The sequence below is a fragment of the Flavobacterium soyae genome (assembly GCF_021245985.1).
In the GTDB taxonomy this organism is placed as follows: domain Bacteria; phylum Bacteroidota; class Bacteroidia; order Flavobacteriales; family Flavobacteriaceae; genus Flavobacterium; species Flavobacterium soyae.
The window spans coordinates 163,636-177,579 of record NZ_JAJQXA010000005.1 but is presented as its reverse complement, the minus strand read 5'-3'; the positions used below and the strand labels follow the sequence as shown (position 1 = coordinate 177,579).

General features: G+C 35.6%; 7 protein-coding genes. All 7 read right to left on the bottom strand.

Features of this window, described 5'->3' with window-relative positions:
- Window positions 1–96 precede the first annotated feature (96 nt).
- Complete coding sequence (locus tag LUU93_RS08505; protein WP_232680317.1) at window positions 97–1,233, bottom strand: serine hydrolase domain-containing protein; 1,137 nt, start codon at window positions 1,231–1,233, stop codon at window positions 97–99.
- Window positions 1,230–4,040, bottom strand: coding sequence for an endo-acting ulvan lysase-like protein (locus LUU93_RS08500; RefSeq protein ID WP_232680315.1), 2,811 nt, complete (start codon window positions 4,038–4,040; stop codon window positions 1,230–1,232). Before LUU93_RS08500 ends, LUU93_RS08505 begins: the two co-directional genes overlap by 4 nt.
- Before the next feature lie 102 nt (window positions 4,041–4,142).
- Complete coding sequence (locus LUU93_RS08495) at window positions 4,143–6,065, bottom strand: glycoside hydrolase family 97 protein (RefSeq protein WP_232680313.1); 1,923 nt, start codon at window positions 6,063–6,065, stop codon at window positions 4,143–4,145.
- A gap of 185 nt (window positions 6,066–6,250) precedes the next feature.
- On the bottom strand, window positions 6,251–7,294 hold the full coding sequence (locus tag LUU93_RS08490; protein WP_232680311.1) for an IPT/TIG domain-containing protein: 1,044 nt from the start codon (window positions 7,292–7,294) through the stop codon (window positions 6,251–6,253).
- Window positions 7,295–7,369: 75 nt separating this feature from the next.
- The gene (locus tag LUU93_RS08485; RefSeq protein ID WP_232680309.1) at window positions 7,370–9,142 is read right to left on the bottom strand and encodes a RagB/SusD family nutrient uptake outer membrane protein; all 1,773 of its coding nucleotides are present in this window, start codon (window positions 9,140–9,142) and stop codon (window positions 7,370–7,372) included.
- A gap of 35 nt (window positions 9,143–9,177) precedes the next feature.
- Window positions 9,178–12,426: a SusC/RagA family TonB-linked outer membrane protein gene (locus LUU93_RS08480; RefSeq protein ID WP_232680307.1), complete on the bottom strand. Its 3,249-nt coding sequence runs from the start codon at window positions 12,424–12,426 to the stop codon at window positions 9,178–9,180.
- Between the two features lie 204 nt (window positions 12,427–12,630).
- On the bottom strand, window positions 12,631–13,653 hold the full coding sequence (locus tag LUU93_RS08475; RefSeq protein ID WP_232680305.1) for a GntR family transcriptional regulator: 1,023 nt from the start codon (window positions 13,651–13,653) through the stop codon (window positions 12,631–12,633).
- Window positions 13,654–13,944: the final 291 nt, after the last annotated feature.

The window sequence follows — 13,944 nt, the reverse complement described above, 5'->3', positions numbered from 1 at the left end:
CTCAAAGTTTCTATATTTGACATATGACGATTGTTTTTTAAAATGACCTTATGATCCTCTGATTTTTTTTCGCCATATAAAATCAGAACCGGACAGTTAATTTTCTTTGGATCGACGATCTAATACAATATCTCTGGTCATTGAAGCCATTACAGGACTTGACAGAAAAGATGAAAACCCATCTTTAGCGGCAGCCTCCGGATTAACATGCGCCAATAAAAAACCGTATATCTTATTTTTTTTATCTATCCACGGATAAGCTCCTGCCCAGCTTGGACTGCTGATTAAAATGGCTTCTTTATTTTCATTAATCTCTTCTCTCCATTCTCCCAATCCATAAATACTTTTATGATCCAGAGTGCGAACCTGCACTACATATTCGTTGTCTTTTACAAAGGCATCTTTAACCTGATCTGCCTGCATTTCTTCAATAGCTTTTTCGCTGAGTATTCTATTGTTTCTGAAAACACCATTATTTGAAATCATTTCTAAAAAATGAGCATAATCCTCTAGTGTACATCTGGCTCCTCCGGCAAGCATTGGGTTATGACCACTGGTTGAATCTACCGGTGTAAAATGCGTATTTTTCATCCCCAATGGCTGGGCTATTTCTTCTTGAAATATCTTTTCAAAATCTTTGCCTGCAGCCAATTCTGCCATTCTTCCCGCTGCCTGCATGGCAAGTCCGCCATAATGAAATTCAGTTCCAGGTGCAGTATCACAAGGCAGTCCAGCAATATGTTTTACCGCTTCTTCTAATGTCTGATAATCATCTCCATGATTTCCTTCGGGCTGATAATCCGGATACCCCGAAGTATGAGATAATAATTCTCTCAATGTGGCCTGCCCTTTTATATCTGTAAACTCTGGAAGCCATTTCACTACTTTATCATCCCAGGACAATTTTCCTTTATCTACTAATCTGGCAATAGCGGCCGCAGCAAGCCATTTACCGGCTGAGGCTATATAAACTTGTGTTTCTGGTTTATAATTCCCAAAATAATTTTGGTAGATAATCTGGTTATCTTTTGCAATTATGATACTCATCCCCGGGTAATAACCTTTTTCAATCCAGGAATTTATTTTTCCCTCAATAGGATGAAAATCATAACCTGAATTAGCTGTTTGCAAATTTGAAACAGCTTTTTGGGCATTATAAGTGGATTTACATTCAATTAACAGCATCATCAAACTAATGCCAACTCCGAGAATTATTGTGCGATTATTACTCATTTCTCTTGCCTCATTAGCGTTATATAGGTATACTTTTTATTCTCCGGCAATTCAAAAACAAAAACTTTCTTTTGATTTACTTTCTTAATTACCCCTTCAATTTCCTTTTGACCATCAGACAATATCAATTTTGGTTTTCCTTTAGCAGTCTGCAATGGAATTTGAAGTTCTACAGGACCATTAGCTGTATATCCCCATTGATTTTCAATAAAGCTGAAACCTGCAGTTGTATTGCTATTTGCTTTTAAAATATAACCATCACTTTCAATAGAGGTTCCATCTGCTAAAAAAAATGATTTTAACTGCTGTTTCTCTTTTGATATTATCCCGTATGTACCGATAACTTTCATTGTATTATACTCGAAAGGAACAGTTGATTTGGTATTGGAGAAAATAAAATTTTCTTGTCCGCTTTTTGTTTTAACTTGTATTCCTACCAGCTCATCACTGCCAAAATAATCTACTTTATCAATGGCGCTAACCTTGTTAAGAGAAGGCTCATATACTGCCACAAATGGTTTAGTCCACGCTTGTCCATCTTGTCTGACCACTAGTGTAGGGATAGGAAGACTTGCTGACTCTTTAGAGAGAATACCGTCACCAATTGCTGTAGACACAGGAGACAACACAGAGAACACTTCTCTGTTTTCATAACCTTTCATCCAGAGATTCATTGAGACCGTTTTGTCTTTCATCTCGAGATTGAATTGTCCTTTAAAATTTTGATTGGTTTGAATCGATTTTTTATCATACATATAATCGTAGGCCATTAAATCGCCATCGCCAAAAGCTAATTTGCTTGTAGGCTTTAGCTCTAATGCATTTTCTTTATCATCTAAAAGAGTAAGGCTTTGTCCTAGATTATGATAAAAATATTCGTGTTTTACATTGTTCCCTGTATTTTGTTTAGAACGGAAAATATCAATATAATATCCTGCGCCTTTGTCTGTATTCAAAATTCCCATTACTCTGCGCTGATCAGAATTGGTTTCAGGTTCTAAAAAAGTAACATCAGAGAAAGTAATTCCCGGAAAATTATCTTTATTGACACCGCTCTGCGGATAGAACGCAACAGGAGTAAAAGCATGATTGCTTTTCATTTCCGGATATTTCGATTTACCGTTTACAGCTACTGTATTATGTGCTGGAAACTGAGTGTAATACTCTGCATATTCTATAGAAAAATAACTTGATCCGTGTCCCATTTCAGGAGCCAGCGGTAATCCGTAGCCGTATAATTCCATGGCAATTCCATTAGAATGCATATGGTTTCCCAATGACCCAATCTGGCTGATCATTAAATCTTTATCAGCCCCAAAATCCCTTTGAACCAGCCAGGAAGTATTAGGAGCGTAAAATAAAGGGGAAACAAATTCAGATTGGCTTGTACCCTTAATATTAGCATCTATTTGAGTCGATTCTTTTGAGAATAAATCTTCTAATTGTTTTCCGAAGAATTTCCCGCTATAGATTTCTTTATCAAAAAGGCTTTTAAGCATCTTGGTAAAATAAACCTCATCTTCTTTTTTACCATACTTTTGGGCGTTTTCAATCATATACAATGTTGCTTCTGATGAAAGCTTTTTATAATGACCGTCTCCAAAAGATACCATATAACCATTAGGGTACAAATATTGTGGAAATGATTTTACTGCCTGCGATAAAACCGGAATCTCTTTTAGTAAGTCAATATCAAAACTACGGTCATAAAATGCTGCAAAATGAATAAAATCATTCAGGACATTTTGTGAATACCCGGGACTCTCATTCCAAATACCTGTTTTTGCATCATAGCCATAATCAATTAATTTATTCATTGACCACTGACGCGTTGAAGTCTGATTCATGATTTGATCCAGATAATAAGGCCCGCCTTTTTTGTTCTCATAATTTGAATTGTCTTCTAAAACCATTGCTATTTTAGAAATATGAGCCGCCTGTAATAAATTCCAATTATTGAAACTTACACCATTTTTGATAATCTGATCGGCCCACTTTTGCAGAGCAGCAGCATAAAGAGGTAATTTTTCAGGGTGTTTCTCTTTGATGTAATCATAGGTAAAATCATAACACTGGGATATTTCTCCCAATATATGTTCCTGAATAACTTCAAATGAAGTATAGCCAACAAGGGTTTGATGGTGGCCATGACTAAGGTCGATGGGTTCTTTGCGATAATAAATTCCCTGTAAATAAGTATCTAAAACATCATAGGCAAATTTTGCATAAATTTCATCACCAGTGTACCAGTATAAAAAGGCGGCATCACGTGATAAACCCAGTATCTGCCTGTTAATTCCTTCTACAATTTTTCCTGTTTTTGAAATTCCTGTCCATTCCCACGCATCGGGACGATCTTTATGCTGAAGATACAATCCTCTGGGATCATCCATATAAGGTATAATATCTTCTAATTTAGGCTGCTTATAATCTGTACTGTGATCTCTTGTCCCCGGAAACTTTACTGTTGCAACCGGAGCCTGGCCATCGGCTCCTGCATAGGTTCCTCCTTTAATGTAAACCTGTGTCGATTTCGTTTTCCAATACATTTGAAGTCTTGACACCAGCCAGGTATTGTCTTTTTTATAAAGTGCCAGATAAGGATCTACTCTTTGTTTGGTTTTATCTATAATATCCTGAGCCCATGGCTTATCTGTGGCTAGTTTTTTTACTTTTTCAACAGACATATCTTTCCCAAATACTCTTGGATGTTCTTTGCCCATTGTATTGGGTACAGATAATCCTTGTGCGTTTAACTGCCCAATACTTAGAACTAATAATACTATCAATTTTAATAAATTCTTCATTCTGCCAATCTCTTTTGAAAATATTTTTATAAATAAAAAAGCAAATGCCTTAAACCTAAATGGCCGCAGTAACTAAAAATTTTAATTTTTACTTACCTGTTTTTAGTTTTTAATTTCGCTGATCCAAATCGCAGCTCCTCCGGAGGCTTTTAGGTTTAATTTTAATTTTGATCCTTTTTTAATCACTATATCCTTTAAAGCAACCTGTGTTTTTGTTTTAACTTTTTCATCATCACTGTATACTCTTGCTTTGTATTTTTTATTTCCCTCAAGAAAATCAAAATTTAGTTCAAGTGTTCTGGCATCATTATTTGTTATGCTTCCTATAAACCATTCATTGCCTGATTTTCTTGCTGTAGTGATATATTTTCCTATTTCTCCATTTAAGATTTTTGTATCATCCCAAACTGTTGGTACTTTATCAAAAAATTCAATTTCGGGTTCACCATTATAATTGGCCGCGGTATCATACCAAAACAATGTTTGCAGCGGGCTGTACATCACTACCGATAAGGCTAATTGGTGTGCATGGGTAGTTTTAATTCTTGGAGTGTAATAACAAACCGTATAATCGCCCGCACCTGCAATGCCTCTTGTAAAAGGCAAGGTGGTATTGTGGTCTGCATCGGGCATTTCTTCATTTCCTCTTATGCCTTCAACTGTTAAAACATTTGGCCAGGTTCTTTGTTCTCCTGTTAATCTAAATTCATCGTGGATGTTAACCATAAGCTCATTATCAGCCGCACGCTGAATTGATTCGTGCAGCCAGGTAGTCCATCTGTGAGAACCAACTTCTACAAAGCCATATTTGATACCTGCTATGCCCCATTTTTTATAAATAGGAAAGATCTGGGCATCTTGTTTCAGTAATGCCTGCTGATTTACATAAAGCCAAATTCCAATACCCTTTTCTTTTCCATAGCGAATCACTTCAGGCAAATCCAAATCAATAGCTGCTTTACTTGCATCTGAATCAAATGTAAAGGCTGGCCCATACCATTTCCAGTCAAATAAAACATATTGAAGATTATGTGCTGCTGCAAAATCAATCCACGCTTTGGCACCTTTCTCCGTAAGAGATAAATCTCTGACAATCTTACCCGGCTTTATCCAAGAGGTATTTTTAATTCTCGAAGACTCATTGAGATTAAGTAATAAATCATTATTCTCGATAAGTTCTCCGGGAGTTTCTCCAGCCATGACAACACGCCAGGGAGTGCCAAAATAAGGTACCTTGTCTACTGATTCATAAAGAACCGTTTTCAGGGTATTTTTTTTAGTCTTCGATAAGTCAAAGTTCATTTTGACATAATCTACCATACTGGCCTCAGCCAAACAGGCATATAATCCGTTCTCTAATTCTAATGTTAAGGGGCGAACACTCTGACCCGTCCAATCCTTTAATGGTTTTAGTGTAAATGGCCCTTGTGCCCACGGCTCAAACCAAGCCATTGTATTGTCTGGAAAAGTAAACTCGGTATTTTCTTGTGTAATTTTATAATAAATTCCTGTTGGATTATCATGAAAATAATAACGCATCGCAAGGCCTTCATCATAAAGTCTGATCTGAAGATCCATTTTATAATTAGAAGAAACTTTTTGCTCGAAGGTTAAAATAATTTCATTGTATTTTTCTTTGATAATTTTTCGCTCTCCGTATAATGGAGTCCAGGAACTATCAATACTTTTACTTTTAGATTCTTTTAAAATCAGCTCATCCATCCAATCTCCTGAGGGAGTATTTTTAATGGCCAGCGCCCATTCAGATGCACTATTATCTAATTTAATATCTAGCCCTGAATCCAGTAAAACTGTTTTGTTTTTAAAATTTAAGCGATAAGAAAAAATACTTTTTCCTGATGAATTTTGTTTTTGCTCCAATACGAATTCATAATTATTGTCAGGAGAGAAAAGTTTTTTCTCTAATACTGTTTTAAAATTAACGGTCTGTGAATAGCCTGAGGTTACAAAAAGACTAATAACAATTAAAACTGACTGAACTAAAGGCTTACTTATTTTATACATTTTATTTGTGTAATAAAGAATTTGTCTGCATTAGGCCCTAAAAAAATAATTCTTAATGAATTTTTATATCAGGCAATACTTCCCGGTATTTAGACTGAGTTTATGCAGTAAACATATGTGTATAATAGAAAGTCCCCGGGGTACATATAGAAACTAATTTCCCCAAGGACTTAACTACATGCTAATTATATTTTTTTTCCGTAAAACTCAATTTCTGCTACATTATTACCATTACCGGCAGTTTCATTATAATAATAAATATAACGGTAACTGGTTGAGGTATCTGAAATTATAAGCTGATTCCAGCCGTATATAGGTGTTGTAGAAATAGCTGCCAGCAAAGTTCCTCCATTAGTTCCCACTTTAGAAGGATCATTTGTACCATAAATTTTACCATTCAGCATTCTTGCTGCATAAGTTGCTCTGGGATAATAACGAACTGCTTTTAAAGTAGCTGCCGCTGATGCTTCAAAATCATATCCCAGATAATAATTACTAGCTCCTGTTCCATCAACAAATGTTGCTGTATTTCCATCAAATGCTGCAGCAATTGTAGTGGCTTCATTATTATTCCACGAACCAGGAGTTCCGATAATCGTGCCGGATATCTTTACTGCATCGACTAAGAAAAATCCTGCATCAAGCTTCTGTAATCCCACATAAACATTAAGTGTACCTGTAATACCTCCTTTTGGAACTTTTACCTGAATTTCTGTATCGGTAACTGAAATAACTTCACCATAAACTCCTCCAAAAGCAGCTTTTATATCACTTTTCACAGTACCAAAATTCTTTCCTGTTATTGTAATTATATCATCTTCTAAACCCATCAAAGGTGTCACATTTGTAATTACACCACCTGGAATGAAAGTAAAGCTGCCCGGAAGCTCTTTGGTAAACTTCCAAACTTTTACCGATACTTTACCTGTACTTTGTGCATTGTCAGGAACGGTTACAACAATTTTATTATCTTCAACACTTTTTATATTAGCGGCAGGAACAGCTATACCATTAAAATAGACAGTAACAGCATTTTTTAATGTTCCGAAATTAGAACCATTGATTGTAATCTCCTGTGTAGGACGAGCAGTCGCAGGAGAAAAATCACTTACTGAAAGCTCCGGATATTCCTGAATTTTGAAATTAGCATCTGATTCACACCCATTCAGCAGATTCAATAAACCTGCCAACAGCACGAACCCGATACCCTTTTTAATTTGTATTTTCATAATTAAAAATTTAAGATGAATATTTTTTTAAGCTGGCAGCTATACAAAATATACCTGCCGGCTGGATTATTTTATTTAATAACCCGGATTTTGTTTAAGAGAAGGATTTAAATTTCTCTGATCTAGCGGAATTGGCCATAAATAATTTTTCTTAGAAAAAACGCGGTTGCTTTTACCATCTACAACTACACATCTCAATGGTCCCTGAGCCGTATTTACAACTTCTTCTCCCCAGGTAAAAGTTGAAGGCTTATAAGCTGCAGTTGGATTTCCTAAAGCATCTTTGTATGGAGTACTATATGATGCATCTCCAACTACCTGGCCACAAACTGACTGATTGAGCTCTGCTTCGGCAATTCCCCATCTTTTCAAGTCATCATAACGAAACCCTTCACGGTATAGTTCTAATGTTCTTTCTCTTCTAATTTCATCTTTCATATTTAAACCATTAGAGCTTACCAATGCATTTGTCAAAGAAGCAACACCTGCTCTGGCTCTTATTTTATTGATTGACATATTCAAATCAGCATCAGTAATTGCTCCGTCTCTTTCAAATAATGCTTCTGCATATATTAGATATATTTCAGCCAGTCTTATAATTGGATAATTAGCAGATTCCTGATTGGCATTTCTGTAAGTACCATATTTATAAGCAACAAATTTTCTATTACCATAACCTGCAATTCCGGTAGTTAAAGATGTTGAAGCTGGTGCAGCTCCTCCATAACCCAAAAGTCTTAAGTCTCTATTCTTATATTCATCTCCAACTGCATGATATCCCTGAAACAAAGGAGATTTAGAAGGCGGCAGACCATCTGTGCATAAAAACATATCCATCATTTTTCTACTCGATCCTGCATTTTGCGACGTAAGCGATAAATTCTGGTTTCCTGTTCTTAATGTTACATCATAAACTCCGTAAAGAATAAATTCATTATTTGATGCTTTTGTTAAACCTGCGGGATTACTGCCGGCATCTTCCAGACTAAACAGATAGTAATAACTCTCGTTTATCATACCCGCAGTAGAATTATAATTCCACAATGAGTATCCTCCATTATCTATTATTTCTTTAGATAAATTCGCAGCATCAGTTAGAAAATCATTAATCTGATTTGAAGCAGGACCGCCTGAACCTTCAAAATCTGTAGTAGTCCCATTATATTTTCTCCAGGTAGCTTCGTATAATTCTACCTCTGCCTTTAATCCTTTTGCTGCCCATTTACTAACCCTGCCTTTATCAGCTGCTACTATCGCTGACTCTATAGGTAAATTAGCTATTGCTTTGTCTAAATCTGATAATATTTGTGTTACAACCTCATATCTGCTGTTGCGGGGTGCCTGCAATTCAGGTGAATTTATATTAAGGACATCAGTCACAATAGGTACGCCGCCAAAAGTTTTTAACAAAGAATAGTATGCATTTGCCCTGAAGAAATATGCTTCAGAAATATATTGTGCAATATCATTTTTGTTACCTGGATAATCTGCTTCTTTTGACAGAAGAGTATTAGCCTTTCTTATCCATGCGTAAGGATTATTCCAGCGGTTATCGCTACTCCCCGGGGCAATTGTGCCTCGTCCCACATCTGACTGAAAATTAAAATAAACTGAAAGATCTGATGAGAAATCCATATGATTATAGATTTCATTTCCCCCATATGGAGATCTCCATCCCATTAATTGATTGTAAAAATCTGTTGAATAAGATTTAAAATCTGATGCTCTTTTAAAATAGGATGCATCGTTAAAGGTATCTTGAGGTTTAAGATCTAAAAAATCATCCTGACATGAAAAAAGGCCTAATGTCAATCCCCCTATCAAAGTCATATATATTAACTTTTTCATACTATATTTTTTATATTACTATTTTTAAAATTTTCTTAAAACCCTAGATTTAAACCAAAAGATAAGGTTCTATAGTAAGGGTAACCGGCATTTTGAGATGTTTCACCCATCTCAGGATCATATCCGTCTTTGATTTTAACAGCTTCCCATAAATCGTTACCAGAGAAATAGAATCTTACTCTTTCTAATCCTGCCCTGTCGCTTAAACTTTTAGGAAGTGTATAACCAATAACTAAAGTTTTCAAGCGGATATATGCGTTGTTTTCTAACATAAAGCTGTTAGATGCATAATTCCAGTTTGCTCTGTTAGTATTAGTTGTTAAACGCGGGAATTCTGCATCGGGTTTTTCTTCAGTCCAGGTCTTACCTAAGAAATTAGTAGGCTGATTTGTATAAATAGTTGAAAATGGATACGCTAAATATCCCGCACGCATAATTTGTTGTTTTGCAACACCCTGAAAGAAAGTCTGAAAATCAAATCCTTTATATGACGCCCCCAAATTTAATCCGTATACATAATGGGCATTAGCATCTCCCATGTATTTAAGATCGCTCTTTTTACTTCCGGCACCGGTAATAATACCATCTCCATTCAAATCAATTCTTTTTGTGTCACCTGGTCGTAATTCTGAAGCAGTTCCTTTTACTACTCTGGTCATTTCCTGACCTCCGGCAGCATAAGAAGCATAATAAGCATCAACCTCTGCCTGATCTTTAAAATAGCCGTCTGTCTGATACAAAAACCATGAATTTAAAGGAAATCCATTAACATTATTTTTACCAGCGCCATAAGTATCAGCTCCTTCTTTATGCATCAGCTTACTTTGTGTGTCCCCAATATTAAAAGAAACGTTATATGAAAAATCCTTTATCCTGTCTTTCCATGCAATAACAGCTTCCCATCCGTCAACACTCAATTCACCGCTATTGGTTTTGGGAGCTGCACCTCCTAAAACTGCCGGATAAAGTACATCTGTTAACATTCCCTTATTACTTTTCATAAAATAATCATAGCTCGCTGTTAATCTGTTGTCAAAAAATGCGAGGTCAATACCTATATTTTTTTGGGACACTCTCTCCCATTCCCTGTCTAAACTAATAAGCCCGTTGCCTGCCAGAGAACTGCTGGTCTGCTGCGCTGGAGGAACTCCTAAAACTATTGTTCCCATATTTACTGCAGAGATGTAATCGTAGTTTCCTATTCCTGCATAATTACCCATAACACCTGTACTTACCCTTATTTTTCCAAAATTTAGAACAGAGTTATCTTTAAGGAAAGACTCTTTAGTAAATACCCATCCTAATTCGACAGAACCAAAATCTTTAAATTTATGTCCTGGCGCAAAGTTTGACGCACCGTCCATACGTCCTAAAACTGATACTAAATATTTCTCATCGTAATCGTAGCTTAATCTCGCCAGGTATGAATAGTTCCCAAATTGTGATTTTCCACCCGAGTTACTCTGAGTCACAGGATCGGCAGCATTTATGTCATACACTCCAAGGTCTGTAAAAAAAGCACGGGTCGCTGATAAGGTTCTGATTTGAGTTTTTTCAGCATTGAGACCAGCAACCGCCGAAATGTGATGGCGGCCCCAAAATGTTGCATTATATCTCAGCAAAGCTGAATAATACTGATAAAATGAATCATAATCATTGGTTTTATAACCAGGGTTTGAAGCACTTTGAATTGTTTTTGCAAGATTTTCTACTGATTTATTACCATACCAGTCATAAAGCTGAACCGGGATTACATATCTTTCCTGATTAAAATCTTCTTTCTGATAAGATACCATTCCTTCTAAATCTAACCCTTTAAGGATATTAAAGGTCCCTTTAAAATCAACTCTGCTGGTCAGTGAAGTTTTATTATCCCTTCCACCATCTGATGTTGCTGCTGCTGAATTCCTGTTACCTACATTTCCAAAATTTGCATTCCACTGCCCATACGGGTTTTTAGCAGGGAAGAAAGGCATATCATTAGCATATAAAGTTTCATCCAGTCCCACAGATGGGCCTTTTGTTATGGCATCTATAAAGCTTATCGCTGTTTCAAGCTTAATTCTTTCAGATAATTTATAATCATAGTTAAAACGCAGATTATATTGCTTCTGCCCGTCATAAGCAGTTGCCAGGTTTCCCTGGTTATCAGCAGTTGCAAACGAAAGACGATATCCTGATTTATCTGTTTTACTAGAGATACTTAAATTATATTGGTAAGAATATCTTTGTGCAAACATTTCGTCAATACGGTTTCCATTGCCAATAAACACATCCCCCCAAAACTGTGTTGGATAAATTCCTTCTTTGCCTGTGGCCATCATTTCCATATTTTCTTTTGAAATCCATGCCCACCAGTTTGGTGTCTTTTCTTCTTTATTTGCTGCAAGCCAAATCTTAGCGTAGTCAGTTGATGAGGCAGAAAAATTTGTAATTCCATTTTCTGTGAAACGAATATTGCTGGTAAAATCTACTTTTAACTTCCCCTTACCTTTTTTAGTTGTTACCAAGATTACCCCGTTTGCCGCTCTGGACCCATAAATTGCAGCCGAAGCATCTTTTAGGACACTGATACTTTCGATATCATCCGGATTCATATTCTGGAATGAAAAATTATTTAAGGCAGGTACGCCGTCAATAATTACTAAAGGACTTCCCCCGTTTATGGAAGTTGCCCCACGTATTTGAAAAGCAATTCCCTCATTACCAGGTCTTGAAGAACTTCTGGTTACTACAAGTCCCGGGCTCTGCCCCTGAAGGGCTAATCCAACATTTGTAACGGCCCTGTCTTCAAAAACTTTACTGGATATCTGCTCAACTGCGCCGGTTACAGCCGCTTTCTTTTGAGTTCCGTAACCCACAACCACCACTTCATTTAAACTTGATACATCCTCAAGTAAGATAACATCAATAACTTTATCTGTTAAATTCCCTACTTTTATTTCCTGAGTCTTAAAGCCTACCGAAGTAAAAACAAGTATTGCATCGGCAGATGATACCTTTATAGTATAACTACCGTCAAAATCAGTACTTACTCCGCCCTTTTGTCCCTTTATAGCTACGTTTACCCCTGGTATTCCCAGTTTACCAGAATCTGTAACTTTTCCTTTTACTATAATATCCTGCAGAACCTTTTCTAATTCTGTTTCTTTTAAACTTAAATTATGGGTCGTATTGGAACCGGCATACAGGTTACCTGCAGCACTACACCCAAACAACAATACCAGCAAGGCCGGTTTTGATAAAAATTTCAGCTTAAACTGATTGATTTTTGGTTTAGTCATAAACAATTAATTTTTGGTTAGTATTTTAGTTAGTTTTGTTAGTCATGTGTTATTTAAAAAAAATCTCCAGCGATATCGTTTGAGTTTTTTTAGATAAGTCTGCAGCATTGGTAATAAAAATCCATAAAAGTGTTATGAACTATTCTGAGTGGTCATTACTCTTTAAAAACAGCTGCTAAACAAACTATTAAGTTGAACTATAGATTAAAGAGAGTTTCTGATTTGTATATTAAAGCTGCTTCTGATCTGCTCTTTTTCATTCCTTAAAACCATTAAACCTGCCTGTTCTCCCAGTCGTTCAAAATCTGTTGAGACGGCTGTAATTCCGAGAACTTCTTTTAAAGAAGAATCATTATAAGAAATGATACCAATATCTTCTCCAATTGTAAAATCATTATTCCTAATCTGTTTAATAAGCTCTATCAAATCTTCTTCTTCCACACTTATATAGACCGTATTTTTTTCCAGGTTTTCACTGGCGGCATCTGCAGCAATTCCAAATTCATAACCGGACTCAATGCAAAATTTTAAAAAACCTCTTTTAATTCCTGCTGGCAGTTTGGCAGCCTTAGGAAACACTAATTTTATAGCCTTGTATTTTTTCAATAACGGATTCAGTTCGACAAGAGCTGAATAAATATCATTTTCAAAATCCTGATATATACATGCTACATTTCCTAAATGATCCATTTTTTTATCCAGGAGAATCAATCTTTCAAGAGGTATTTCATTTTTAATAAATTCAGTCACTTCATCTTCTTTTTCGTCAAAATTTGCATTTAAAATGTAATGTGTATATTCTTTAGACCTGCTGTTTATAATATGCTTTTTAAATTGTTCATAATCGTTCTGATAAACATAAAAATCAATAACAGCGGTCTCGTTCAAAATATAACTAAGCGCATCAAAAATTTTCCTTTGATAAGGCCCCAGTTTATTAAACAATAAAAACACCTTAGCTTTTATTTCTTCACAGGCTGATTTTAAATAGTAACCTTTTCCCGGAATGGATTCAATAATATTATTTTCTTTCAAAAAAGCATACGCCCTTACTACTGTATCTCTTGAAACATTATGATCAAATGCAAGTTCATTAACAGACGGCAGTTTATCATTAAATTTTAATGACCCTGTACGAGTAGCATTCAAAACAGAATTTACAATTTGTTTATGTTTGCGGACTCTTGAATAATCACTTATTGTTATTATATCCTTTAAATTTTCCATTAGAATAGCTGTTAAGATTTTAAAACCATATTCTTATATAAATCCTTATATAATCATTACCGTTATCTCTATAAGAGGGGTGTTTTTTGAGGTTAAGTCAGCTGTCGGCTATTTAACCCCGACAGCTGCCTGCCGATTGTTTAGATCGGCTCTCTACTTAAACTCACAGGTAAACCAAACCCGCATTATTATATTCAAAAAATAACAAACAATTATAAAAAAGCAGACTTGCATTTATATTCCTTCTTTTTTATACAGAACTTATTTTTATAAAAACAAGAACTTGAAAAA